Annotated in this window: 17 protein-coding genes, 29 tRNA genes and 3 rRNA genes; 3 read left to right on the forward strand and 46 right to left on the reverse strand. The window is 38.4% G+C overall.

Annotation, left to right across the window (positions count from 1 at the left end; translation table 11 throughout):
- Positions 1-38: 38 nt before the first annotated feature.
- From KBW87_RS06435 to KBW87_RS06630, 40 genes are all read right to left on the reverse strand, one after another.
- Positions 39-1,064 carry a lysylphosphatidylglycerol synthase transmembrane domain-containing protein gene (locus KBW87_RS06435; protein WP_057810498.1) on the reverse strand — a complete coding sequence of 342 codons (1,026 nt, stop codon included), beginning with the start codon at positions 1,062-1,064 and terminating at the stop codon, positions 39-41.
- The gene (locus KBW87_RS06440) at positions 1,064-2,107 is read right to left on the reverse strand and encodes a glycosyltransferase family 4 protein (RefSeq protein ID WP_057810500.1); all 1,044 of its coding nucleotides are present in this window, start codon (positions 2,105-2,107) and stop codon (positions 1,064-1,066) included. The genes KBW87_RS06435 and KBW87_RS06440 overlap by 1 nt, the downstream gene beginning before the upstream one ends.
- Positions 2,100-3,272 carry a glycosyltransferase family 4 protein gene (locus tag KBW87_RS06445; protein WP_057810502.1) on the reverse strand — a complete coding sequence of 391 codons (1,173 nt, stop codon included), beginning with the start codon at positions 3,270-3,272 and terminating at the stop codon, positions 2,100-2,102. The genes KBW87_RS06440 and KBW87_RS06445 overlap by 8 nt, the downstream gene beginning before the upstream one ends.
- Before the next feature lie 126 nt (positions 3,273-3,398).
- Positions 3,399-3,483, reverse strand: a tRNA-Leu gene (locus tag KBW87_RS06450).
- Positions 3,484-3,514: 31 nt separating this feature from the next.
- A tRNA-Cys gene (locus KBW87_RS06455) sits at positions 3,515-3,585 on the reverse strand.
- Positions 3,586-3,610: 25 nt separating this feature from the next.
- A tRNA-Gln gene (locus KBW87_RS06460) sits at positions 3,611-3,682 on the reverse strand.
- A 7-nt stretch (positions 3,683-3,689) separates the two neighbouring features.
- Positions 3,690-3,762: transfer RNA gene (locus KBW87_RS06465), tRNA-His, on the reverse strand.
- A gap of 12 nt (positions 3,763-3,774) precedes the next feature.
- A tRNA-Trp gene (locus tag KBW87_RS06470) sits at positions 3,775-3,845 on the reverse strand.
- A 6-nt stretch (positions 3,846-3,851) separates the two neighbouring features.
- A tRNA-Tyr gene (locus tag KBW87_RS06475) sits at positions 3,852-3,933 on the reverse strand.
- Between the two features lie 7 nt (positions 3,934-3,940).
- Positions 3,941-4,013 (reverse strand) — tRNA-Phe (locus KBW87_RS06480).
- 6 nt (positions 4,014-4,019) lie between these two features.
- A tRNA-Asp gene (locus KBW87_RS06485) sits at positions 4,020-4,093 on the reverse strand.
- A gap of 3 nt (positions 4,094-4,096) precedes the next feature.
- A tRNA-Met gene (locus tag KBW87_RS06490) sits at positions 4,097-4,170 on the reverse strand.
- 7 nt (positions 4,171-4,177) lie between these two features.
- Positions 4,178-4,267, reverse strand: a tRNA-Ser gene (locus KBW87_RS06495).
- A 41-nt stretch (positions 4,268-4,308) separates the two neighbouring features.
- Positions 4,309-4,380: transfer RNA gene (locus KBW87_RS06500), tRNA-Glu, on the reverse strand.
- 217 nt (positions 4,381-4,597) lie between these two features.
- On the reverse strand, positions 4,598-5,308 hold the full coding sequence (locus KBW87_RS06505) for a YoaK family protein (protein ID WP_057810504.1): 711 nt from the start codon (positions 5,306-5,308) through the stop codon (positions 4,598-4,600).
- Between the two features lie 393 nt (positions 5,309-5,701).
- A tRNA-Ser gene (locus tag KBW87_RS06510) sits at positions 5,702-5,789 on the reverse strand.
- Positions 5,790-5,793: 4 nt separating this feature from the next.
- Positions 5,794-5,868: transfer RNA gene (locus tag KBW87_RS06515), tRNA-Ile, on the reverse strand.
- Between the two features lie 4 nt (positions 5,869-5,872).
- Positions 5,873-5,943 (reverse strand) — tRNA-Gly (locus KBW87_RS06520).
- Positions 5,944-5,962: 19 nt separating this feature from the next.
- A tRNA-Phe gene (locus KBW87_RS06525) sits at positions 5,963-6,035 on the reverse strand.
- Between the two features lie 6 nt (positions 6,036-6,041).
- Positions 6,042-6,115: transfer RNA gene (locus KBW87_RS06530), tRNA-Asp, on the reverse strand.
- 3 nt (positions 6,116-6,118) lie between these two features.
- A tRNA-Met gene (locus KBW87_RS06535) sits at positions 6,119-6,192 on the reverse strand.
- Between the two features lie 30 nt (positions 6,193-6,222).
- Positions 6,223-6,296 (reverse strand) — tRNA-Ile (locus KBW87_RS06540).
- Between the two features lie 11 nt (positions 6,297-6,307).
- A tRNA-Met gene (locus KBW87_RS06545) sits at positions 6,308-6,381 on the reverse strand.
- Between the two features lie 26 nt (positions 6,382-6,407).
- Positions 6,408-6,481, reverse strand: a tRNA-Pro gene (locus tag KBW87_RS06550).
- Positions 6,482-6,486: 5 nt separating this feature from the next.
- A tRNA-Arg gene (locus tag KBW87_RS06555) sits at positions 6,487-6,560 on the reverse strand.
- A gap of 9 nt (positions 6,561-6,569) precedes the next feature.
- Positions 6,570-6,655: transfer RNA gene (locus tag KBW87_RS06560), tRNA-Leu, on the reverse strand.
- Between the two features lie 12 nt (positions 6,656-6,667).
- Positions 6,668-6,739: transfer RNA gene (locus KBW87_RS06565), tRNA-Gly, on the reverse strand.
- 11 nt (positions 6,740-6,750) lie between these two features.
- Positions 6,751-6,823, reverse strand: a tRNA-Thr gene (locus KBW87_RS06570).
- Positions 6,824-6,849: 26 nt separating this feature from the next.
- Positions 6,850-6,931, reverse strand: a tRNA-Leu gene (locus KBW87_RS06575).
- Between the two features lie 13 nt (positions 6,932-6,944).
- Positions 6,945-7,017, reverse strand: a tRNA-Lys gene (locus KBW87_RS06580).
- A gap of 2 nt (positions 7,018-7,019) precedes the next feature.
- Positions 7,020-7,092: transfer RNA gene (locus tag KBW87_RS06585), tRNA-Val, on the reverse strand.
- 4 nt (positions 7,093-7,096) lie between these two features.
- Positions 7,097-7,213, reverse strand: a 5S ribosomal RNA gene (gene rrf, locus KBW87_RS06590).
- Between the two features lie 68 nt (positions 7,214-7,281).
- Positions 7,282-10,183, reverse strand: a 23S ribosomal RNA gene (locus tag KBW87_RS06595).
- A gap of 125 nt (positions 10,184-10,308) precedes the next feature.
- A tRNA-Ala gene (locus KBW87_RS06600) sits at positions 10,309-10,381 on the reverse strand.
- A gap of 56 nt (positions 10,382-10,437) precedes the next feature.
- A tRNA-Ile gene (locus KBW87_RS06605) sits at positions 10,438-10,512 on the reverse strand.
- A 123-nt stretch (positions 10,513-10,635) separates the two neighbouring features.
- Positions 10,636-12,203 (reverse strand): 16S ribosomal RNA (locus tag KBW87_RS06610).
- The 16S, 23S and 5S rRNA genes sit together here with 18 tRNA genes alongside, the layout of an rRNA operon.
- A 217-nt stretch (positions 12,204-12,420) precedes the next feature.
- Positions 12,421-12,648, reverse strand: coding sequence for a hypothetical protein (locus KBW87_RS06615; RefSeq protein WP_255807064.1), 228 nt, complete (start codon positions 12,646-12,648; stop codon positions 12,421-12,423).
- Positions 12,649-12,670: 22 nt separating this feature from the next.
- The gene (gene serS / locus KBW87_RS06620) at positions 12,671-13,978 is read right to left on the reverse strand and encodes a serine--tRNA ligase (protein WP_004040592.1); all 1,308 of its coding nucleotides are present in this window, start codon (positions 13,976-13,978) and stop codon (positions 12,671-12,673) included.
- A gap of 218 nt (positions 13,979-14,196) precedes the next feature.
- Positions 14,197-14,748 carry a GNAT family N-acetyltransferase gene (locus KBW87_RS06625; RefSeq protein WP_057811715.1) on the reverse strand — a complete coding sequence of 184 codons (552 nt, stop codon included), beginning with the start codon at positions 14,746-14,748 and terminating at the stop codon, positions 14,197-14,199.
- Positions 14,748-15,353, reverse strand: coding sequence for a TVP38/TMEM64 family protein (locus KBW87_RS06630; protein WP_057811713.1), 606 nt, complete (start codon positions 15,351-15,353; stop codon positions 14,748-14,750). The genes KBW87_RS06625 and KBW87_RS06630 overlap by 1 nt, the downstream gene beginning before the upstream one ends.
- Before the next feature lie 169 nt (positions 15,354-15,522).
- Here KBW87_RS06630 and KBW87_RS06635 point away from each other — a divergent pair, with 169 nt between their 5' ends.
- Together KBW87_RS06635 and KBW87_RS06640 are read left to right on the forward strand one after the other, a co-directional pair.
- Entirely contained in the window at positions 15,523-16,317 is a 795-nt protein-coding gene (locus tag KBW87_RS06635; protein WP_057811711.1) for an alpha/beta hydrolase, read from the forward strand.
- A gap of 2 nt (positions 16,318-16,319) precedes the next feature.
- Positions 16,320-17,189, forward strand: a complete 870-nt coding sequence (locus tag KBW87_RS06640; RefSeq protein ID WP_057811709.1) for a helix-turn-helix domain-containing protein — start codon at positions 16,320-16,322, stop codon at positions 17,187-17,189.
- 15 nt (positions 17,190-17,204) lie between these two features.
- Here KBW87_RS06640 and KBW87_RS06645 read toward each other — a convergent pair whose 3' ends face one another.
- A complete protein-coding gene (locus tag KBW87_RS06645; protein WP_057811707.1) occupies positions 17,205-17,708 on the reverse strand; it encodes a nucleoside 2-deoxyribosyltransferase in 504 nt (167 codons plus the stop codon).
- 190 nt (positions 17,709-17,898) lie between these two features.
- Positions 17,899-19,056, reverse strand: a complete 1,158-nt coding sequence (locus KBW87_RS06650; RefSeq protein WP_255807065.1) for an RNA-guided endonuclease InsQ/TnpB family protein — start codon at positions 19,054-19,056, stop codon at positions 17,899-17,901.
- 298 nt (positions 19,057-19,354) lie between these two features.
- On the opposite strand from KBW87_RS06650, the gene KBW87_RS06655 reads away from it, so the two are divergent.
- On the forward strand, positions 19,355-20,737 hold the full coding sequence (locus KBW87_RS06655; protein ID WP_057811705.1) for an NAD-dependent succinate-semialdehyde dehydrogenase: 1,383 nt from the start codon (positions 19,355-19,357) through the stop codon (positions 20,735-20,737).
- 59 nt (positions 20,738-20,796) lie between these two features.
- Here the strand turns inward: KBW87_RS06655 and KBW87_RS06660 are convergent, their stop codons facing one another.
- From KBW87_RS06660 to lanKC, 4 genes are all read right to left on the reverse strand, one after another.
- Positions 20,797-21,591 carry a LytR/AlgR family response regulator transcription factor gene (locus KBW87_RS06660; RefSeq protein WP_369424468.1) on the reverse strand — a complete coding sequence of 265 codons (795 nt, stop codon included), beginning with the start codon at positions 21,589-21,591 and terminating at the stop codon, positions 20,797-20,799.
- Positions 21,587-22,915, reverse strand: coding sequence for a sensor histidine kinase (locus KBW87_RS06665; protein WP_057811703.1), 1,329 nt, complete (start codon positions 22,913-22,915; stop codon positions 21,587-21,589). Before KBW87_RS06665 ends, KBW87_RS06660 begins: the two co-directional genes overlap by 5 nt.
- A gap of 187 nt (positions 22,916-23,102) precedes the next feature.
- Entirely contained in the window at positions 23,103-23,252 is a 150-nt protein-coding gene (locus KBW87_RS06670; RefSeq protein WP_157055175.1) for a hypothetical protein, read from the reverse strand.
- A gap of 2 nt (positions 23,253-23,254) precedes the next feature.
- Positions 23,255-25,780, reverse strand: coding sequence for a class III lanthionine synthetase LanKC (gene lanKC / locus KBW87_RS06675; RefSeq protein ID WP_057811702.1), 2,526 nt, complete (start codon positions 25,778-25,780; stop codon positions 23,255-23,257).

Consider the following 25,780-nt stretch of genomic DNA (forward strand, 5'->3'; position numbering starts at 1 on the left):
TACTGGTAAATTATCTAGACATCTGTTTTTAGTAAAAATTAATCATTTTCAGGTCCCTTGATTTTCTTAGGTTTAAATATCCAACCAAAAATACCTAGGATCATACCAAAGAAATAGGTTGCAAATCTCCATAAAAACATCCCTAAAACCAACAATCCATGGGAAGAAACGAATGTAGCAAATAAAGTTTGAAAACTGTATTCAGCTCCTCCAGACGCACCTGGAATTGGAATAATCGCCATAAACATAATGATCATAATATTCATTTGTGTAACAGCTATCCAAGAAGCATGGACGTTTAATGCGAGTAAAACCATATAAGGAATTGAATAAAAAATTAATAACTGTAATAAAGTCAAAATAGTAGCGACAAGAAGCTTTTTCTTTTCTTTTTTTAACTTTTGACTCTCAGCATAAAAAGTTTCAATTTTTTCCATAGTAGCCTGACGCCATTTTTCAACCCGCTCTTCTTTCATAAACTTAGCTAAAACGTTCATTACCCAGTTTGTAGCTTTTTTTGTCCACTTGTAAGCAAACATTATTGCCAATAAAAATAAGGTTGAACCTACATGAATCAATAAACCAATCACAATAAAAATTGCCAAACCAGAAAAACTAGTCGCCACCATATGAAACCCAAAGAGGATAGTTAGAACATAGGCAATAAAAACAGCTACTTGGTAGATGATAAATTTCATCAAAAGAAGTGAAGTAGCTCTTCCTCCTTCAATTCCCATTTGAATCATGGCCGCAAGTTGTGCTGGTTGTCCCCCTGTCGACATGGGAGTAATGGCATTAAACAAAGCTTGAATAATTGGAATTCTAAAAAACGACCACTTGCTTCTTCTAGGCTCATTTTTTCGATGGGCTAAAACTGCAATGATAGATGCTTCACACACATAAGACAAAATCATCAAAACGAAAATCAAAACAAAAGCAACTATATTTATATTTTGAGCCGCTTTGACTAATTCATTGATTGGTGTAGTTTTCAGATCGCTATAAAGTACAAAGGCGCTGATTGCTAATACAACCAGTATGCCCCATAAATGTTTTTTATTCATTAACGAATTTGACCTAACTTTCTACCTAGATCATATTGTTCGTGATAAAAGTCACTCCAAATATTAGTTAAATTGTCTTCAGAATATTCATCACTAGCTTTTAAAGAAAGATCGCTATATTTCTTCAAAACAGCTGGATTATTGATCACATGCTTTAACACTTGATCCATTTCCTCAAAATTCTTTCCACTCATATAGTAGCCATCAATAATCGCCTTATAAAGATCTAAATCTCTTAAAAGAACCGGTGTCCCACAACTAAAGGCTTCTAGAACTGACATTGGGAAGAGTTCATCGTAGGAAGGGAGAACAAATAAATCTGCCATATTTAAATAATCTACCAATTTCTCACGATTCACAATTCCTGTAAATTTCAAATTCTTAGGAGGATTATCTACTAATTTTTTATAGTGATCATACCCATCCGTGATTTTACCAAAAGAAAATCCTCCGGCCCAAATAAATTGAATATCTGGATTAGCTTTAGCCATTTTAGCAAAGTCATCTACACCTTTACGCTCTTGAACTTGGCCGTCTCCAAAAACCACAAACTTATCTAATGGAATTCCTAATTCATGTCGGAATGCATTCTTAGCTACTTGATTTTTAGGATAAAATTCACTTTTAGAAACAAAATTAGGAATATAACGAACTTTTTTAGGATTAATTCCATATTCAGCCAACTTATCAATAAAAATTGGATTGACTACTACAATTTGATCCATCCGCTTATAAAAATCAATTACATAATTATAAAAGACATCTTTAGCCACTTTAGGCAATTTAATTGATCCTTCAAGGGTGTCAGGCAAAAAGTGAACATAGCCTATTTTACGCCCGCGGGCTCGAGAAAAGCTATTAGCGTAATATGTAGGATTAATTGTATGATAGTGAGTCAGATCACTACTACCATATTTATTTACCGTAACATAAAATTCATCTACTAATCTTTTTCTCAACAGCCCCGTTAATTCATTATAAGCAGATCCAACTCCTTGTCCTTTAACGGAATCAGCTTGGGAGAACATATTAATTCTAATCATTTAATTCCTCTTCGTGTTCTATTTGATATTTATTAATTACTTCTTGATAGAAATCATACACTTCTAATCCAAAATGCTTAGCTGAAACTTGATCCATTTTGTTTTCTAATTTATCCTGAGGAATTTTAATTTTCCCCTGCCGTAAATACCATAAAATATCAGCTAACATTTCTTTTTTAGTAGTAAAAATTTTACCGTACATTTCATCATCAAAAACGCGCTCAGTATAATCAGTATCATATACTACACACTGAGTACCTGCTGCTAATGCTTCGATATATGTCAATCCCTGAGTTTCAGTATCACTGGCCGACACAAATAAATCTGCCATTTTATAATAATTACCCACATCTTCATGAGCAATTGCTCCTGTAAAAATGACATAATCTTCTAAAGTTAAGCGTTCAACGTGTTCTTTTAACATTTTTACATCAGGACCATCGCCTGCAATTACTAATTTAACTTTAGGAAATTCTTCAATGATATCTGGCATCACATCAAGGATATGATCAATCTTTTTTTCTGCTGCAATTCTACTTAAAGTTAAAATTACAGGTGCATCTTTATCTATATCGAGCTCAGCACGAATATCGCAATTATCAGCCTCATTCATGCTTTTTATGTCAACCCCGGTAGGGATGACTCTAATAGGAATTTTCACCCCATAACGTTCTAATAACGCTTCTACACGTTCACTGGGTGCAATCACTCCATCCATATTCTTTAAATACCCACGTGTAAATTGTTTTACATGATATGGACGCAATAAATGACCATTTAAAACATAATGTAAGTAATCTTCATACATAGTGTGATAAGTATGAATTGCTGGAATTTTTAACTGATGGGCAACATATTTTCCCATTGTCCCTAAGGCAAATTCAGTTTGAGTATGAACTATATCCAGCTTAACTTCTTTAGCTACTTTTGTTGCTTCAAAAAAACCCCTAAATGCAATCCTTCTATCTGTAAAAGAAACAAATGGAATACTACTAAAACGGAAAACGTTAGGTTCTATTGTTCCTTTCTTAATATGCGGGTCAGTTGTCGTAAAAATAAATACATTGTGCCCCTGCTCTTCTAGCGCATCCTTTAAAGTTTTAATGGACGTAGCTACACCGCTAAGTTGAGGGAAATATGTATCGGTAAAAAGACCAATATTCATTTAAATACCTCCATATAATAGGTATTATAGAGATTAGACAAAACATGTGCAATTTTTAATTGAAAATATAGAAAAAATATTATAAAAACAAAAAAGCAGCTCACCTTCCGTGAACTGCTTAATATATAGCGGTGATCGGGGTCGAACCGATACGTCCAAAATGGACACCAGATTTTGAGTCTGACGCGTCTGCCAATTCCGCCACACCGCCATAATCTTTTTTAATAGCAATTTAGCCTAAAAGGCGGAGGTCGGACTCGAACCGACGATTAAGGTTTTGCAGACCTCTGCCTTACCACTTGGCTACACCGCCATCAGTTACATATTTTGTTAATAGATTGGGATAGCTGGATTCGAACCAGCGCATGTTAGAGTCAAAGTCTAATGCCTTACCACTTGGCTATATCCCAATGCTAGGGCGGAATATGGGATTCGAACCCATGTATGCCGGATCCACAAACCGGTGTGTTAACCCCTTCACCAATTCCGCCATGAGTTTAAACAGGGATAGTAGGAATTGAACCCACATCAGCGGTTTTGGAGACCGATGTACTACCATTATACGATATCCCTATTAAATGGAGGAGGGTGGATTCGAACCGCCGAACTCAGAGAGAGCGGTTTTACAGACCGCCGCGTTTAGCCACTTCGCTACTCCTCCAGGCTGATGGCGCGGGACGGAATCGAACCGCCGACACAAGGAGCTTCAATCCTTTGCTCTACCAACTGAGCTACCGAGCCATCTTACGGTCCATGTGGGATTTGAACCCACGATCTCCTCCGTGACAGGGAGGCGAGATAAACCACTGCTCCAATGGACCAAATTGCGGGAGCTGGATTTGAACCAACGACCTTCGGGTTATGAGCCCGACGAGCTACCAGACTGCTCCATCCCGCGATGTTTAAGGAGGATGTGGGATTTGAACCCACGCACGAGCATAAACCCGTCTGACGGTTTTCAAAACCGTTCCCTTAAGCCACTTGGGTAATCCTCCATCGTGAAATTAAAGTACCAATATAATTATTTAGTTGGTAATGACCCGTACGGGATTTGAACCCATGTTACGGCCGTGAAAGGGCCGTGTCTTAACCACTTGACCAACGGGTCATGCTTGTCGCTTACTAACGCAAGGCACTTAATTATGTTAACTCAACTTCCAAACTTTGTCAACAACTTTTTTCATTTAATTTGTTGAACTTTTTAAAAGTTCTGTGCCACAAGACGTATTTAATAATACCTAAAATACTCAGAAGATGCAAGTAAAAATTTGATTTTTTTTGAGATTTTTTCTTAATAACGCGCTAACCCTTGATATATCAGCACTCTATCCTCTGCTTTTTAATTCTTTTTCCCATTCTTTATGGCGTAAAAATATCACATAACCATAAAAAGTATTAATGATTGAAAGTAAAAATGCTGCTACGAGCAAAGTTCTAATCCCCAAAATTTTTTGAATTAAGGCAGATATTATTGCTCCACTCATAAACGCTCCCACTAAAATAGAATAATTTTCCGCAGGCGCCTTTTGATCAATATTTTTATCAAAATAAAATTTACTCCACGCTAAGACTGATTTTTTTAAGTTCCCTGAAGTGAATGCATTACTATAACCTAAACCTTCAATTTTACTAAAAGCGCCACTTTGCATTGCTAACCCTACAGCTAACAGTGGCACAATATAATAATTCGGTACTGAATGAGGTAAAAAGCTCACTACCACGCAAATAATAATAATCGGGATCATTTCAAAAATCCGCCAATAATGGCTTTGTGAGTGCTTATGAATAAGAGTAACGATAATTAACCCTAAGATAAAGGATAAAATGGTTGAAAGCCTATTTAGCATTCCTGTCACATTTCCATTTGCTACAGAAGCACTAAAAAAGATAATATTTCCAGTTTGACCCGCAGCCAAAGTTTGTCCACGTTGAATAAAAGTGTAAGCATCAATAAATCCTCCACAAAACGTTAAAGCTGCTGCCATTTCTTTAGCTTGTTCAATATTCTTTCTGTGAAGTAAATCATTAAAAACCATTATAAAGTTCTCCATAAAATAAAAAGGATAATTCAACATCATTTTTATAATACGAAGGAATCACCCCCTATTCAAGTCCCCTATCCCCTTTAACAAATTATTTGCCTTTAAAGGGCCTTAAAATCACTTCAGAGGCCTTTTTAATTAAGAATTGTCTTCTCCCCTTCCATGAGCTTTTAAATTATATATAGATAAATTTACTTTACTTCATCTCCATCCTCTAGAATTATTTTAGAATAAGGGATTGGTATTTATTTTCCAGATAGTAACCCGTTGCTTCTTGCGATTTTCAACTATATCCTCTGTTTTTAAAAAAGAAAAAATAATAAAACAAAAAAGCTTTGATATCAAATTTAAATCAATTTAATATCAAAGCTTTTCTTACATTAATTACGGAGTAGGAGAGATTCGAACCCTCGCGCCGGAAACCCGACCTACACCCTTAGCAGGGGCGCCTCTTCAGCCACTTGAGTACTACTCCAATATGGGCCTAAATGGACTTGAACCATCGACCTCACGCTTATCAGGCGTGCGCTCTAAACCAGCTGAGCTATAGGCCCAAAAAGCGGGTAACGAGAATCGGACTCGCGACTAAAGCTTGGAAGGCTTTCGTTTTACCACTAAACTATACCCGCAAAACTATAAAAAAACGAATGGCGCGGGACGGAATCGAACCGCCGACACAAGGAGCTTCAATCCTTTGCTCTACCAACTGAGCTACCGAGCCATCTTACGGTCCATGTGGGATTTGAACCCACGATCTCCTCCGTGACAGGGAGGCGAGATAAACCACTGCTCCAATGGACCAAATTGCGGGAGCTGGATTTGAACCAACGATCTTCGGGTTATGAGCCCGACGAGCTACCAGACTGCTCCATCCCGCGATGAAAACAAATGTAAGTTTTAAGTCATTATGGACCTTGTAGGACTCGAACCTACGACAGGACGGTTATGAGCCGTCTGCTCTAACCAACTGAGCTAAAGGTCCAAGCTTACATATAGCGGCGGGGGGGATCGAACCCTCGACCTCCCGGGTATGAACCGGACGCTCTAGCCAGCTGAGCTACACCGCCAAAAAACTGTAACCATTAGATTACAATCGGGAAGACAGGATTCGAACCTGCGACCCCCTGGTCCCAAACCAGGTGCTCTACCAAACTGAGCCACTTCCCGCTCTATGCGCCCTGAAGGATTTGAACCTTCAACCTTCTGATTCGTAGTCAGACACTCTATCCAGTTGCGCTAAGGGCGCATCATTAAATGCCGAGGACCGGAGTCGAACCGGTACGGTTGAAACCAACCGCGGGATTTTAAGTCCCGTGCGTCTGCCAATTCCGCCACCCCGGCGTATTTAATGAAAGCGGAAGACGGGATTCGAACCCGCGACCCCCACCATGGCAAGGTGATGTTCTACCACTGAACTACTTCCGCATAATATATAATGCCGATTATACGACTTGAACGTACGACCCCCTGTTTACAAGACAGATGCTCTACCAACTGAGCTAAATCGGCATAAATTGTCAATATGTGGTTGGCAATACGGGTGGTGGGACTTGAACCCACACGTCCGAAAACACTAGAACCTAAATCTAGCGCGTCTGCCAATTCCGCCACACCCGCAAATATAGGGTCATGAGCCGTGAGGGACTTGAACCCTCGACCCACGGATTAAAAGTCCGTTGCTCTACCAACTGAGCTAACGACTCGATGGAGGATACAGGGCTCGAACCTGTGACCTCCTGCTTGTAAGGCAGATGCTCTCCCAGCTGAGCTAATCCTCCATGAGCACGGCAGTTGCCTACCCTCGCAGGCAGTTGCCCACCAACTACTCTCGGCGTTAAGAAGCTTAACTTCTGTGTTCGGCATGGGAACAGGTGTATCCTTCTTGCTATCGCCACCGCACTCTTTTTTGAGCTACTACGCTCAAAACTAAATACATTCCTCGCAAAAACCGTTTCGATTGCTTCGCTTTGGTCAAGTCCTCGACTGATTAGTACTGGTCCGCTCCAAGTATCACTACTCTTCCACTTCCAGCCTATCTACCTCATAGTCTCTGAGGTGTCTTACTGCTTACGCATGGGAAATCTCATCTTGAGGGGGGCTTCGCACTTAGATGCTTTCAGCGCTTATCCCTTCCGCACATAGCTACCCAGCGATGCCTTTGGCAAGACAACTGGTACACCAGCGGTGCGTCCATCCCGGTCCTCTCGTACTAAGGACAGCTCCTCTCAAATTTCCTGCGCCCACGACGGATAGGGACCGAACTGTCTCACGACGTTCTGAACCCAGCTCGCGTGCCGCTTTAATGGGCGAACAGCCCAACCCTTGGGACCGACTTCAGCCCCAGGATGCGACGAGCCGACATCGAGGTGCCAAACCTCCCCGTCGATGTGAACTCTTGGGGGAGATAAGCCTGTTATCCCCAGGGTAGCTTTTATCCGTTGAGTGATGGCCCTTCCATACGGTACCACCAGATCACTAAGCCCGACTTTCGTCCCTGCTCGAGATGTATCTCTCGCAGTCAAGCTCCCTTATACCTTTACACTCTGCGAATGATTTCCAACCATTCTGAGGGAACCTTTGGGCGCCTCCGTTACACTTTAGGAGGCGACCGCCCCAGTCAAACTGCCCACCTGACACTGTCCCTGGCCTGGCTTACAGGCCGAGGTTAGAGCATCCTTCAAACAAGGGTAGTATCCCAACATTGCCTCCGGTAAGACTAGCGTCCTACTTTCTCTGGCTCCTACCTATCCTGTACATGTTTAAAAGATACTCAATATCAAGCTACAGTGAAGCTCCATGGGGTCTTTCCGTCCTGTCGCGGGTAACCCGCATCTTCACGGGTATTATAATTTCACCGAGTCTCTCGTTGAGACAGTGCCCAAATCATTACACCTTTCGTGCAGGTCGGAACTTACCCGACAAGGAATTTCGCTACCTTAGGACCGTTATAGTTACGGCCGCCGTTTACTGGGGCTTCAATTCGAACCTTCGCTTACGCTAAGCTCTCCTCTTAACCTTCCAGCACCGGGCAGGTGTCAGCCCCTATACGTCGTCTTACGACTTTGCAGAGACCTGTGTTTTTGATAAACAGTTGTTTGGGCCTATTCACTGCGGCTGATCTTGCGATCAGCACCCCTTCTCCCGAAGTTACGGGGTCATTTTGCCGAGTTCCTTAACGAGAGTTCTCTCGCTCACCTTAGTGTTCTCCACTCGACTACCTGTGTCGGTTTGCGGTACGGGTACGTTCTCTCTGGCTAGAAGCTTTTCTTGGCAGTGTGACATCAGCACCTTCGCTACTTTAGTTCGCTCCTCGTCGCGCCTTGCCTTCATCAAGAGCAAGCATTTGACTCACTCTCTGGCTTGACGCTTAAACATGGCTTCCGGCGCCATGCGTGCTTAGCCTCCTGCGTCCCTCCTTCGCTCATAACGATTAAACGCAGTACAGGAATATCTACCTGTTGTCCATCGACTACGCCTCTCGGCCTCGTCTTAGGTCCCGACTTACCCTGGGCGGACGAGCCTGCCCCAGGAAACCTTAGTCTTTCGGCGGATAGGATTCTCACCTATCTTTCGCTACTCATACCGGCATTCTCACTTCTAAGCGCTCCATCAGTCCTCTCGATCTGACTTCGCCGCACTTAGAACGCTCTCCTACCACGTGCTCTTTAAAACACATCCACAGTTTCGGTACTATGCTTAGCCCCGGTAAATTTTCGGCGCAGCGCCACTCGACTAGTGAGCTATTACGCACTCTTTGAATGATGGCTGCTTCTGAGCCAACGTCCTAGTTGTCTACGCAACTCCACATCCTTTTCCACTTAGCATAGATTTGGGGACCTTAACTGGTGATCTGGGCTGTTTCCCTTTCGACTACGGATCTTATCACTCGCAGTCTGACTCCCGTGTATAGATATCTGGAATTCGTAGTTTATCTGGATTCAGTAACCCCTGACGGGCCCCTAGTCCAAACAGAGCTCTACCTCCATTATCCTCTACCACGAGGCTAGCCCTAAAGCTATTTCGGAGAGAACCAGCTATCTCCAAGTTCGTTTGGAATTTCACCGCTACCCACAGCTCATCCCCGCAATTTTTAACTTACGTGGGTTCGGTCCTCCAGCGCGTTTTACCACGCCTTCAACCTGGCCATGGGTAGGTCACTTGGTTTCGGGTCTACGTCATACAACTTTTCGCCCTATTCAGACTCGCTTTCGCTCCGGCTCCGTCTTTTCTGACTTAACCTCGCTATATAACGTAACTCGCCGGTTCATTCTACAAAAGGCACGCCATTACACTTGAATGTGCTCTGACTATTTGTAGGCACACGGTTTCAGGTTCTCTTTCACTCCCCTTCCGGGGTTCTTTTCACCTTTCCCTCACGGTACTGGTTCACTATCGGTCACTAGTTAGTATTTAGCCTTGCGAGATGGTCCTCGCAGATTCAACCGGGATTCCTCGTGTCCCGGCCTACTCAGGATTCTGCTAGCTGCTCTTGCAATTTCGCTTACGGGGCTCTCACCCTCTCTGGCTTACCTTCCCAGATAATTCTGCTATCGCTTAAGCTCACATGTCGCAGTCCTACAACCCCAGATGATAAATCATCTGGTTTGGGCTCTTTCCTCTTCGCTCGCCGCTACTAAGGAAATCGATCTTTCTTTCTCTTCCTGCAGCTACTTAGATGTTTCAGTTCACTGCGTCTTCCTTCATATATCTTAACAATACATGATAGTGCATCGCTGCACTGGGTTCCCCCATTCGGATATCTCCGGATCATAGCTTACTTACAGCTCCCCGAAGCTTTTCGTAGTTTGTCACGTCCTTCATCGGCTTCTAGTGCCTAGGCATTCACCGTGCGCCCTTTTCTACTTGACCTTACTCAAGTTCTTTTCTCTCTTCTCGGTCGCTCTACAATCTGTTCAATGATTGTCTCGGTTTTTGCTTGGTTTGTATTCAGTTTTCAACGTACTATCTCTTTTGGATCTCTTTTCGAAATCCAATGGAGGCTAACGGGTTCGAACCGATGACCTCCTGCGTGCAAAGCAGGTGCTCTCCCAACTGAGCTAAGCCCCCAAAATATTTAATTATTAGACAGACATAACTTTAACTCATTTCGGTTGTTATGTCAATGGGCCTAAATGGACTTGAACCATCGACCTCACGCTTATCAGGCGTGCGCTCTAAACCAGCTGAGCTATAGGCCCGACTAACGCTTCTTTTCTTGAGGTATTACCCTCAAAACTAAACAAAGTTTCTTTAGTGTGCTTCCGTTTGCCGTTTGCGACTTCTTTTAGTATTTCTACTCTCCGTCGCTTTGGCTTCCTTAGAAAGGAGGTGATCCAGCCGCAGGTTCTCCTACGGCTACCTTGTTACGACTTCACCCCAGTCATCTGCCCTGCCTTAGACGGCTCCTTCCACATAAGTGGTTAGGCCACCGGCTTCGGGCATTGCAGACTTCCATGGTGTGACGGGCGGTGTGTACAAGGCCCGGGAACGTATTCACCGCGGCGTGCTGATCCGCGATTACTAGCGATTCCAGCTTCGTACAGTCGAGTTGCAGACTGCAGTCCGAACTGAGAACAGCTTTAAGAGATCCGCTTGCCTTCGCAGGCTCGCTTCTCGTTGTACTGCCCATTGTAGCACGTGTGTAGCCCAGGTCATAAGGGGCATGATGACTTGACGTCATCCCCACCTTCCTCCGGTTTGTCACCGGCAGTCTCATTAGAGTGCCCAACTTAATGCTGGCAACTAATAACAAGGGTTGCGCTCGTTGCGGGACTTAACCCAACATCTCACGACACGAGCTGACGACAGCCATGCACCACCTGTCTTAGCGTCCCCGAAGGGAACTCCTAATCTCTTAGGATGGCACTAGATGTCAAGACCTGGTAAGGTTCTTCGCGTTGCTTCGAATTAAACCACATGCTCCACCGCTTGTGCGGGCCCCCGTCAATTCCTTTGAGTTTCAACCTTGCGGTCGTACTCCCCAGGCGGAGTGCTTAATGCGTTAGCTGCAGCACTGAGAGGCGGAAACCTCCCAACACTTAGCACTCATCGTTTACGGCATGGACTACCAGGGTATCTAATCCTGTTCGCTACCCATGCTTTCGAGCCTCAGCGTCAGTTACAGACCAGAGAGCCGCCTTCGCCACTGGTGTTCTTCCATATATCTACGCATTCCACCGCTACACATGGAGTTCCACTCTCCTCTTCTGCACTCAAGAAACACAGTTTCCGATGCAATTCCTCGGTTAAGCCGGGGGCTTTCACATCAGACTTATCTTTCCGCCTGCGCTCGCTTTACGCCCAATAAATCCGGACAACGCTTGCCACCTACGTATTACCGCGGCTGCTGGCACGTAGTTAGCCGTGACTTTCTGGTTGATTACCGTCAAATAGGGGCCAGTTACTACCTCTATCCTTCTTCACCAACAACAGAGCTTTACGATCCGAAAACCTTCTTCACTCACGCGGCGTTGCTCCATCAGGCTTTCGCCCATTGTGGAAGATTCCCTACTGCTGCCTCCCGTAGGAGTTTGGGCCGTGTCTCAGTCCCAATGTGGCCGATCAGTCTCTCAACTCGGCTATGCATCGTCGCCTTGGTAAGCCGTTACCTTACCAACTAGCTAATGCACCGCGGGTCCATCCTTTAGCGACAGCTTACGCCGCCTTTTAAGCAATAGCCATGCAGCTATTGTTGTTATCCGGTATTAGCACCTGTTTCCAAGTGGTATCCCAGACTTTAGGGCAGGTTACCCACGTGTTACTCACCCATCCGCCGCTCGCGTTCCCAGCGTCATCACCGAAGTGAATCTGCTGGTTCAGCTCGCTCGACTTGCATGTATTAGGCACGCCGCCAGCGTTCGTCCTGAGCCAGGATCAAACTCTCATTTTTTAAAAGTTTGAATGATTGCTCATTCCTTTTTTAAGATCTTTGTCTCAAAATTTATTGCTTGCGAATTGACTTCGCTCTTTGTTTGGGTTTTTACACCCGCACACTTTAGCGAAACTTTGTTCAGTTTTCAAGGTACTACCTCTGCCTGATCTTTTACATCAGACAGCTTTTATATTATATCAAATTCGTTTGTCCTTTGTCAAGAACTTTTTTGAATTTATTTTTTCGCCTTCAAGTTCTTAACTTGACGACAGTTAAATATATTACCAGAAGTTTTTCTCTCTTGCAAGCTTTTTTTGAAATATTTTTTTATTTCTTTTTGCTTGCCTGCTTCTGTTTCGCTTTCTCTCAAAAGCGACTTTATTAATATACCTGATTTATTCTTTTTTGGCAAGTCTTTTTTGATAAAAAAATAAAGCCTTAATAGCAAACTCTTTGCTATCAAGGCTTCATGCGGATATTTTTTATTAAATTAAGCTAGGTTGTTTAGTGATTTTCTTCATACCATTCATGTAAGGAACTAAAACTTCAGGTACAGTAACACTACCATCTTCATTTTGATAATTTTCTAAAATAGCAGCAACAGTTCTACCTACAGCAAGTCCTGAACCATTTAAAGTATGAACCAAATGAAGCTTGCCATCTTCCCCACGGTATCTAATTTGGGCGCGACGAGCTTGGAAATCAGTACAGTTTGAACAACTTGAAATTTCACGATACTTATCTTGGTATGGCATCCAAACTTCAAGATCATAAGTCTTGGCACTAGTAAAGCTGGCATCCCCAGTTGAAAGAGCAACTACATGGTATGGCAAACCAAGCTTTTGAAGAAGATGTTCAGCATTATGGGTCAACTTTTCAAGTTCATCCCAAGATTCATCTGGCTTACAAATCTTAACCATTTCAACTTTTCTAAATTCGTGCATTCTAATTAAACCGCGCGTATCACGACCAGCTGAACCTGCTTCACTTCTGAAGGCTGGAGACATTGCAGTAACATTAATTGGAAGCTTATCTTCATGAATAATTTCATCACGGAAGTAGTTAACCAATGGAACTTCCGCAGTTGGAATAAGCGTCAAGTCACGTGGCTTGTCTGGATCATCGTTATCTACAATAGTGTATACGTCTTCGCGGAATTTAGGGAATTGGCCCGTTCCTTGCATTGAAGCGTCATTTACAAGGTAAGGTGGAATAATTTCTGTATATCCTTCTTTGGTGTTTTCATCTAAGAAGAAGTTAAATACGGCGCGTTCTAAAAGCGCACCAGCTCCCTTATAGTAAACAAAACGAGCACCAGAAACTTTAGCACCGCGGTCCCAATCAAGAATATCTAAATCAGTACCAAGATCCCAGTGAGCTTTTGGTTTGAAATCAAATTTAGTAGGTTCTTCCCACTTACGAACTTCTTCGTTATAGCTTTCATCAGGACCAATTGGATCAGAATCAGCTGGGAAGTTTGGTAAACGAAGCAAGATATATTCTTGCTTTTCAGATAAATCTCTAATTTCATTATCGAGATCTTTAATCTTGTTACTTACTTCTTTCATTGATTTAATGGCATCGCTAGCGTCTTCTTTATTACGCTTAGCTTCACCAATCTTCTTTGAGACATTGTTACGTTCTGCCTTTAATTGTTCACTTTCATTTAAAGCTTCACGACGTCTAGCATCAATTTGAATTAGTTCATCCAATTCTTCTGGCTTAATTCCACGAGTTGCAAGCTTATCTTTAGCCCAATCAAGATTCTCACGAATTACTTTTATATCTAGCATTTATAAAAACCTCCATAAAAAAGAGCCGTCCATCCCTAAATTGGGACGAATCGGCTCTGTCACGACTTCGCGGTACCACCCATCTTCAGCCTAAACGGCTGCACTTCATTATAAGGCGAATAACGGCGCCAAGCCGTGCAACTATTAATTGCCCACATTTAGAAATCTGGAAACGACATCCGTTCGCTCCCACCAACCGCGAACTCTCTGAAGTAGTCTTAGGATTTCGTGTTTTGTTCTATTTTAAGCCATTCTGTTTTTTTGAGCAAATAGTATTTTTCCTTATACGAAAAAAGATCGCTAATTTGGCTATAGTCGATTTCATAAATATATTTAAAGCCTAACTTTTTCAATAAATTTTGCGATTTGAGATTATTTTCAAAAGTTCCGGCCCATATTTCATTTTGATCTAAATTAATAAAAGCATCTTTAACTACTAAATCAATAGCTTCGGTCATCAAACCTTTTTGCCGGTAATCTTTATCCATTAAAAAGCCTAATTCCTTAGTCTTAAGCAGCCCGCTTCTTTCATCCATCCCTCGTTCATTTAATTCGATTAAGCCGACAACCTGATCATTTTCTTTTAAACAAATCAAATAACTATTTTTACGCATGATATATTGCTTGGCTGCTTTTTTGGCCTCAGCTAAATTCTCATAGCTACCAAAACCAGCACTATCATGATAACTTTTGTCTTTACCCCATTTTAATAAAATTGGAGCATCATTTTCAGATACATTTCGTAAATAAATTCGTTTTGATGCTAACATTACTTACCAACTAACTTTAGGAGCCAATTTGCTCCATATACTAATCCGATACTGTAGGCCGCAATCGTCCATGGCTTACACAAAATAATAATCCAAAAATACGTCCAGAACTTCATTTCTGTTAGCCCCGCTAATAAACATAGAACGTCATCTGGAGCAGCAGGTGCCAAAATACAAAGAGCAAAAAACCAGTTGAATTTCTTTTGATTTTTCGTCCACTTCATGTATTTATTCAAAGTTTCTTCTGAAACAATATGAAAGATAAAAGATCGCCCATAGTATCTTGCTAAGAAGAAGTTAATTATTGATCCAATACAAATTCCCACATAATTATAGAGGAATCCAGCAACGGGACCAAAGAAAACCACTCCTCCTAAAAGAGAAACTCCTCCTGGAATAATCGGAATTACTACTTGGACAATCTGAATCAAAACAAAGACAATTGGTCCAATTATTTGCTTATTTTGCAAATATGCCTTCATTTTTTCTTGATTGGTAAAAATCCCTAACCGATACCAATAAATCACCAACAATATAATTATGATTCCACAAATGATAGTGGCATAATTAATTAGCTTTCGACTAGTTTTAGCTGACAAGTGCATTTAAATCATCCCCTAACTTAAATTAATTCTATCAAAATACTGGTGCTGCACCCTAAATCTTAAATATATTTAATTATGTTTATCGAAAAGTCAATTTTTAGTTAAATCAATACTTTATAATATATAATATAAGCGACATATGAGTTTTTTAAAAAGGATGTGTTTATAAATGGTTGTAATAAAAAACGACATTACTTACGATTCAGAAAAGAAACTTAAGACAGACATCTACTATCCTAATGATACGACTTCAGCAACAAAGATTTTAATCTTTTGGCATGGTGGCGGTTGGTTCCGCGGAAGCAAAGACGATGCCAAAAAAGTTGGAGTTAACCTGGCTAATGCTGGTTTTATGACCTTTATTCCAGATTATAGTCTTGCTCCTGAGCATGTTTTTCCTGAAGCCCATGATGACGCAGTCCATTTCGTGAAGTGGCTTTTAAATTCAAACTATACTGATAAAGATGATCAAAAAAACATTGTTCAAATCGGAGCCAGTGTTGGAGGAACGCTCGCACTTTATGTAGCGGGGAAATATGGCTTTCCTACCGTCACTTGGTCAGCGCCAGTTGAATTTTCAAAATGGATGAAAAACCACGAAAATGTTAAACCTTCATATGAAGGGGCTAAAGAGTTTGGTTTAACAGATTTGCATGACATAAATAATTCGTTCTATAAATATTTCACTCTAACTTATGCAGGAACTGCTGATCAAAAAGTCCTTAAAAAGTTAGATGCAGACTCTTATGATTATAGTCATTTAAAAGAACTCATGATGATTAATTCGGCTGATGAATTGAATCCTTTACCTAACGTTCTTAATTTCATTCAATTTTTAGCTGATCAAAATTTAGGTGTTGAATTACTCGTCATCAAGGGACATCGTCACGCTATGGCATATGCGAGCGATTATATTGATGAATCTCTTGATTTTTTGTATCAAACAATTAAGCGGCAGAAATAATTATGATTAACATTGATAAATTTATAAAAATAAGAAAATCAAAGAAAATTTCACAAAATGAACTGTCTCATGGAATTTGTACACAATCCACTTTAAGTAAATTCGAAAACAATGGTCAAGTACCTTCTTTTAAGATATTAAAGCAATTGTGTGATCGAATGGGGATTGAAGTTGGCGATATTATTAGACAAAGTAGTGATAATCCCGCAACAAAAAACATGTTTGAAGCAGAATTTGCATTCATTACTTATGATTATAATAAGATCCGTGACTTACTTTCTAGCATTCACGAACAAGATTTAAAGCACGAACAAGATCGCCTTCATTTTGATTATTTGCGCGGGCTTTATGCGCTGGACGGCGAAAAAAACGACATGACTGCACTTTATTATTTCAACAATATCCTTTCCAACCGTGATATTGCCGATAATAATATTTATCGATTGCTTGCTTTAAATGGATGTAGTCAAATTTATGCCAGTGAAAATGATATGGCAAAGGCCCATCATTATTATGATCAGATTTTGAGCTACATTAAAGATATTGACATTGATGATGAATTAACTGCTTTACAAGTTTTGGCTATCTTATGTGATGCTGGTGAATTTTTCGGCAAACAAAAAGAATATAAGAAGTCTAACTCTCTTTTACGTTACGCTTATTCAATTGCCTCTGAGAAGCATACAGTTTACTTCTTAGCGCGTATTTTATTTCGCTGGGGACTAAATGATATTGAGCAAGGTAAAGGCCTAGATAAGGCCTTACAGCACCTCTATGATGCCTGTGCATTTGCCCGCTTGAATAAGAATCATGTCATTTTAACTAAGGCGAAAAAATTAATTAAAGAACTCAATCAAAAAAACGTGGATTAATTCCACGTTTTTTCTTTAGATAATTTTGTATCCCACAACTGGATCAGCTGGGCAAGAATTGAAATCATAGCTTGCTAATTTTTCAAAACTGTCATTTCCATCAATGATAGTTGTTACACCTTGTGCAAGCATTAAATTCATTTCTTTTTCTTTATTTTCAATTTCAGTAAATGGAACTAAGATAACTGGCTTGTGAAGTGCACGGAAAAAGCCAATTTCAAAGGCACTTCCGTCATCAATATTGTCCATGTCATACAAGAAAACACCACAAGTAGCATTCACAATCCCATTTAAATCATTTTGGTAAGTTGCAACACGCCACGTCATGCTGCGAACACCGCCAATTTCAGGGTTCTTTTCTTCTGGATCTACGAAATTTTGGTCAAATGGGAAATGCACTTGCCAAACTGTAGGATTTTGAGCAAGCAACTTTCTTGCTTTAGTAACGCGTTCTCTTTGAGCATCATTGTAAAATGGTGATCCTAAATAAATCTTTGCGGTGGAAATTTCTGCCGTCATAATTTACTGGTATATAAAACATAGAAATATGTAGAAGAATGCGAATTTTCTACATATCAGAAAGATATATTTTTCCTTTCTTTGTTTCACTTACTGTCGTCTTCACTAGTATTCCGATATTCCAATATAGGAGTAATCACATTGACTAGCTCTTCCAGCTTAAGGGCCTAGCCAGCCCCGTTTATTTTCTTTAATTTGCTAAAGCTAAAAGATTTAATACTGCATTTTCATCTCGATCGTTACTGTAGCCACATTCATAACAGATATACTCATTATGCTTTGTGCCATGCTTTTTGTTGCCTTGCAAAGTGATCTTCTCGTCACCTTTTTTAACATAGCCGCACTGAGCACATCTTTGAGTTGATGGGTAGGTTTTCTCGGCCAAGATCAGTTCTTTGCCATACCAATCGCATTTGTAAGTTAATATCTGTCTGAATTTACCAAAGAGCGATCTCTGCATACCTTTGGAAGCGACATGCGTCATCATCATTTGCTTTATTGCTAAGTCTTCAATTACAATTTGGTCGTAATCATTAACAAGCTTAGTAGTAAACTTCTGTAAAAGATCGTTTTGGATATTGGCTACTCTGCGATAATTTCTCTGCAATTTGGTTCTCACTGCAAAGTAATTATTGGATTTAGCAGCCAACTTACCGTTAACCTTTCTTTTACGAGCTAGCATTCTTTGATAATGTTTAATCCGCTTATACAGCTTTTGCAATTTAGCAGGCAAAACAATGATTTGCCCCTCGGTATAGTTGAAATGACCAACATTGACATCAATTGCCGTTTTATTATGAGTTTTAGTTTTAGCTAGTATATCTTCTTCATAAGGCAAAGATGCGTAATAACTATCTTTTTCTTTGAAGATGCTTACTACCTTAACTTCATCCATCTTTAAGACTTCATAACTTGCTAGATCAAACCAACTATCTCTTGAAATGCTTCTTGGACGATCAAGGCGGAGCTTCCCGTTCACAATCTTAGCTCTGTCAGTTTTAAAGCCTTGCCTAGGTGCCTTCTTAGATCTAAATCTAGGCTTGCCCCAATCAGGCTGAGCTTTATCAAAGAAATTCTTCCAAGCATTAGCCAAGTCTTTAACAGCTAATTGTAAGCATCGAGCTGACAAATTATATTGCCAGTCGGCTTTATTAGCCACTAATTCATCGCGGACTCTGCGTTCGTTAGGATTGGGATTATCTTTTTTGTTTAATGTATGAGCTTCATACATTAACTGCCAAGTTTCTAAGCCTTTATTCCAGCAGTATCGACGATAATCGCACAAAGTATCAAGATGCTTTTGCATGGTCTTATTAACTTTTAGCTTTACTACTTGTGTTTTAATCATTGCTTCACCTCCTTAAATACAAACATAAGTTTATCTAAAGAGATAAAGCAAAACAAGTAAAAATTTAATTAAAGCTTATTTTCCATGTTTAACTTTCTAAATAAGCTCTATCTTTTGTTTTATCTACAAATTTCTATATTTTTCCATATTTTTGTTAACAGTTAATCAGCTCCTTTAGAATTAAAAATATTTATTCCCATTCTACCATGACCGGGATGCAATTTTAGTCAAAATTCTGGAAGTTAAATCTGAAAACGCTTAGAATTAAAGTGTATTAATTTGAAAAGAAGGTTTGACAATGTCTAGATATCAATCAATAAATCCATATAACGGAGATGTCTTTGCCACTTTTGAAAATCCAACTGACAAAGAAATCGAAGAATCACTTAACTTAGCTCATATGCTTTATAAAAAATGGCGTCATGAAGATCCAAGCACTCGTAGCAAAGAATTGCTTGCTATTGCGGGAGGTTTTCGTGAAAACGAAGACAAAATGGCCCAAATGATGACCTTAGAAATAGGTAAACTTTTCAGCGAAGCCAAAGAAGAAGTTGAGCTTTGTATTCAAATTTGTGAATATTACGCTGTCAATGGTGCAGATATGTTAAAACCACAACCTCTTGAATCAGGTTTAGGAAATGCTTACTACTTAAAGCAACCAACTGGGGTAGTTTTAGCATGTGAACCTTGGAACTTTCCACTTTATCAAGTTATCCGCGTCTTCGCCCCTAACTTCATGGTAGGTAACCCAATCATTTTGAAGCATGCTCACAATGTTCCATCTTCAGCTGCTTTAATGGCTAAAATTATTAAAAGAGCTGGTGCTCCAGAAGGCAGCTTAATCAATCTTTATTTAAGTTATGATCAATTAGCACAAGTTATTCGTGACCCTAGAATTCAAGGCGTAGCTTTAACTGGTTCTGAACGCGGCGGCAGCAGTGTTGCTGAAGAAGCTGGTAAGAACTTAAAGAAATCAACCATGGAACTCGGTGGAAACGATCCATTTATTGTATTAGAGGACGCTGATAAGGATGTTTTACGCAATGTTTTGTCTGACGCGAGAACTTACAATGATGGTCAAGTCTGCACCTCATCTAAGAGAATCATTGTTGTTAAGTCCCGTTACGAAGAAGTCTTACGAGAATTAAAGAGTTTATATGAAGTATTAAAACCAGGCGACCCACTTGATTCATCAACTACTCTTGCTCCAATGAATTCTGAAGGTGCTAAAGAAAAACTAGAAAAGCAAGTTCAAGAAGCAGTTGATCATGGTGCACAAATTTACTACCAACACCCAGAAATCGAATCAACTGGTGCCTTCTTCCCACCAACAATCCTTACCCACATTGGTAAGGACAATCCTGTCTTTGACAAAGAATTGTTCGGCCCAGTAGCTGAAGTTCACTGCGTAGAAGATGAAGATGAAGCTATTAAATTAGCTAATGATTCAAGCTATGGCCTTGGCTCTTCAATCATCAGCAAGAATACTGCTCATGCAGAAAAGTTAGCTGCTAAGATTGAAACTGGCATGACTGTAATTAATGGCCGCTGGGTAACTGCTCCTGAATTACCATTTGGCGGAGTTAAGAAGTCTGGCTATGGCCGTGAATTAGGCAAACTTGGCTTGATGGCCTTTGTCAATGAACACTTGGTAATTGACACTACTTCAGAAAACGAATAATTAAATAATTTATAAAAAAACAAAAAGACAACCTTCACGTGAAGTTGTCTTTTTGTTTATCAAAATTTATTTTTGAATAGTTTATGCATTTTGTGAGTATTCCGCACAGAATAGTACTGTGACTCCCCATTAACAAAACCAATCTTCTTTTCTCTAAAGTTTACTCTATCTACATTCTCTGGATTAATTACACAAGACTGACTTATTTGAACGAGACTTCCATATTTTTCTGGAATTTCTTTTAGGTTTCCAATAAAATATCCCCACCCCGTTGTTTTTATCAACTTTAATTTATGCCCTACAGAAGTTGTAGTTATATAAATTACATCACCTAAATTAATATTTCTTACTTCTTGACCAAACTTATAAGAAAAAGTATTTTTCTTAATAAAATCTGCATTAGAAATAGCTTTAGTTGCACTTTGTAAAGCATAATTTACATCTTTTTGTAGATCACCTACATTACCATTTTTAATAATAAAATCTACAGCACCTAATTTTCTCTTAAAGGTTAAAAATGCCATATCTTGATGACTCGTTATAAAAATCAATTGAGCATTTTTGTCTCTTTTTTTAATAATCTCTGCTAAATCGAGACCATTTTTTTCGTAAAGTTTCTTTCCGATTTCAATATCTAAAAAGTAAATTCCAGACTTAAAAGATACTTTTTCAATAAAATTTATAGCATCATCGTAGTTATTTACAGTTTTAACAATATCAAATTCCAACTTATCTTCATCACTTAAAATAATGCTAGATTTTCGAATACATTCTTTAAGGATATTTACTTGTTCTTGCTCGTCATCGCATATAAAAACTGAATATTTTATTTTTCTATCCTCCCTTAAACTAATTAGTTGGCAAAAGAACTAAACTGAATGTAAACCATTCTCCTTTAGTATCTACATCAACCATAATATTTTCAAAGTACTTATTGGCAATTTCCATGGCATTACTTAAGCCAAGCCCGTTATGGTCGTTCTTAGTAGTAAATCCTGCTTTTAGAATTTGGTCCTTATCCACTTGATCGATTTTATTTCTAATTATGAATTCTAAATTTCCTTCACTTTGATAAAGCATAGCTTCAATTTGTGCATTTTTTAATCCTTCACTAGCTTCTATGGCATTATCAAATGCGATTCCAATGATTCTCACAATATCAAGCTCTTCATCCTTAGAAATAAAAGGAAAGTCAATTATATCCTTTTCACAGCTAAATCTATAAGGAATTTTATCATCATATATTTTAGCTAATTTGGTGATAATAATGCTTTTAATCATGTCGTTATGAATATGATGTACGTCTTTAAACTTAGATAATGTATTCTCATCAAAATGATTTTGACTATACTCATCCAATTGTTTTATCAGTGCTTTAGAATCGTCTTTCTGGGCAGCAATTTTTAAACCATTCAAAATATTGCGGTAATCATGCTTAAATCTACGCAAACGATCTTCATCTTTTTCAAGAGAGGTCGCATAATCCTTTAATTGTTTATTATTCTTTTCTAATTGATGATTTACGTCTTTTAGTTTTTGCTGCTCTGCTTTTTCAAGCAAAGTAGTTTGAAGTTGGAGATTCAGTTTTAAGCTAACAATAGCATAAACTCCTTGAATCACTAGTATTCCCAAAATAGTCAGGGTTTCAATAGTAACTTGCTTTTCCAAAGTAGCAACAATATAAGCTATGGCAGTCGAAATGTATAGATAAAGCAAAGTGTAAAAAATTGTTTTCTTATTTATACCGGAGAATAGCCTATTTAATTTTGAAGAATAATGCCTAATAACTATATATTCTATAATGGGCAACAGCATAGACATGAATTCCACTAGAGCAGTATTGGTAAATGATAAATTTTCACTTATCGTTATAACAAAATCTGAAATTAAACTTAGCATGGCTACTATTATTCCAGCATTAACTAGCAATATTTTATCTTTCACTCGTTTATAAAAAACTATTTCAAACAAACTAGCTTCTATGATAGTAAAAATAAGATCTGTTTGATCCAATTTGATAAAATCTGAAATTGATTCTAATAAGATTACTGTAATGCCCAATCCAATTAAGACAAATCTATCAAAAATACTTTTTACTCTTAGTTTAGTTATATTTAGAAAAATTAATATATCTACCGCAGGGCCTATAAAAAATATATTAATAATTGCAAGTAACATTATTTAAACAATCTTTTTAAAAATTGCATTACTTTATGTTTTTCGGCCGTTTTTTTACTAAAAAAACTAACATACGGATTAAAAAGGCCATTTACTTCAATTAATTTAATTTTTTTCATCGATTTTTCCTTTCCTATACACCAAAAAGCGCAACCCTAGTTACGCTTTTTTTGATTATCTCTTTCATCTACTTCAAATGAAAGATTGTCTTGATATGATTCCAACAAAACAGAGAGAAATTATAATTTTTAGTTCCACCATGACCACGACGTCTTGCTAGACTAACAAAAGGTGTGGTTCCTTGTAAGTTGAGGATATCTTGATTTTCATCATGCATCCCTATTCACCTCCTTTCAGTATAGATAATTTAGCACTATGAATAATGGGTAACCACTGCCCCCAATCATTATCTATTATTCCTTGTAAAGTCAGTAAAACTCCAATTGCACCTGAATCTAAATCCATTGAATTCTTTAACCCATGTCGTCCTGGAACCAGAATTTCATCTTTTTTAATTACTAAATAATTATTCAGAAGATGAATCTTTTTCTGTAACGCATTCGAATAGTCATAATTCTCAGCTGCTAAATCTGCCAGCATTAATCCACAAAAGCCATCAAATATTCCATTCATATAAGTTAATTTAACATCATTAGTAGCTGACAATGATTCAATTAGTTTTCTTCCGTCTTCAATATTTATCCCATCCTTAATGAATTCTAAAATAACAATTTCTAGTCCTGCTGAACCAGAATTTAGATAGGGTAAATAATTAGAGTGCGTTTCATCCATTAAATATAAACCTCGTTCGGTTCTATGCAGCTCGTTTTTGATAAAAAAGTTTACTTTACTTTCTACACTTTTAAATAAGATAGAATCTTGCAAATAGATGGCCACCTTTTCTAAGAAAAGCAATAATCCTAATTTACCATCTAACAATCCTGCTGAAGGACACTCATCATAGTTATCATTTACATTCCTAGCTATCTCTTTTATTTTACGTTGTCGAGCAAATTCAGGTTCTACTTGATTTAAGGCTAATAGTGCTAACCCAATCCCTGCTAATCCATCTTTCAATGATAAACTCGAAATTTGGGAATAATCAATTTGATCGATTATTTTTTTTCCAAGATCTTTATTAATATTAGAATATATTACCGAACCTATTCCAGCAGCTCCAGTGAATAATCCTGAATCTTTCTGGATGCCCTTCCATATCTCAGCTTTATTTTGTTCAAACCAATCCAAAAATTGAGTCCGCGTCCCTTCATTCAAATCCGAAAGAATAAGACCTAATCCCATTCCACCATTCAGAATGTTAAACATCCCTATGGTAGATAAATACTGTGATATATCCCCTTTTAAAATTCTTTCTTGATTAAAATCGAGATTATTTTTAATACCTTGTCTTATTTTTTTAACTGCCTCTTCTAAATTATTAAGATCAAGTGAAAAATAAGCTTTTTGATTTAATGAATAGCTTTCTAAGCTAATCTTTTCATAGCATTCTTTCTTAAATGACATCAAAAATTTATAGACTGCTGGGTCATACTTCTTCAAATTCTGATCTTGATAACTCTCGCTAGTATTATCAGACAACTCATCAATATTGATTATTGGCAAAAAGGCATGCCTAATTGTCTTGTATACCGCAATCCAATCAGCTTCTCCATACGTTTGAACATCAAGATCTACAAACCCAGTAGTTTTTAATCCCGGATTATACTTTTCGGTTTTGTTATTTGCTTGTTCAAAGTCAATCAAAATTACATTTTTATTTTCATTAATTAAAATATTATCTGGTTGTAAATCACCAACTGCTATCCCTCGGCTATGCACATCTTTAATCGCTTTAATTAAATTATGGGCTATCTCTTTGATTATATTTAAATACTCAGAGTTTTCTCCATGAAATGGAAAATTATCCGTAATATAATCTCCCAAATTTTCATATGGTAAATACTCTTCAACCAAATAATTATGAATCCATACAGGAAAGTATTCTTTAAAGTTAACTACATAGGGTGAATTCTGCAGTTTTTTAAGTATATCAGATTCATGCTTAATTCTAGAAAATCCGTCTTCGTAATTAGAATCAATCCCGGCCTGTAATCGACCTTCTTTTAAAACATAATTTTTATTTTGAAATTCTCCTACATATACTCCTCCAGCATTACTGAATTGCAATGCTCCTGTAATGTGGTATTTATCCAATTTTTCTTTATTAGCAATTCGTAGCTGTGAAATATCTTGCTCATCCATTAATGGATCTTCTACAAAATTGGGTTGTTGATAAAAAGGTTGCCTTGAATCTGGGATTAGATTTCCATTCTCATCCCGAATACATAGAATTCCTTGATCGTTTCGTAATTCTGTAAAAGCACCATATCGATAATAAATATTGGTATTTTTATATCTTTTATCTGACAAAATATATGGTCCAATTTCAAAAGAAGCAATTTTCTTAGACACATCATGAACTATCTCTTTAAATTCTTGATCATTTTGCGGATAAATCGTAATAAATTTTCCTGAAGAAACTCTATCAGCTGATTTTGAATTCTTTAAAATCCATTCTTCTTTACCAATCGTGACTTTAAAAGTTACTCCTTTATCAACTAAATATTTAGTTACAGTTTGAAGTAGCTGTTCTATATCTTTATATCCAGCTGAAAGATGAATTTTCCATCCTTGGTCTGGAAGCTTTGCTTTAGAATTTAAAAAATACTGCCAATGTAAATCAGAAAATTGCCGCCAACCTTGTGGAACTTTCACCTTAAATTCATTAGCCTTTTTATTAGGTTCGCTAAAAAAATCTTTATCATTAAGTGTAAAAGGAAGGTAACCTTCTATATTGTATTTCAT

Origin of the sequence: Lactobacillus intestinalis (assembly GCF_024397795.1) — a bacterium.
Lineage (GTDB): Bacteria > Bacillota > Bacilli > Lactobacillales > Lactobacillaceae > Lactobacillus > Lactobacillus intestinalis.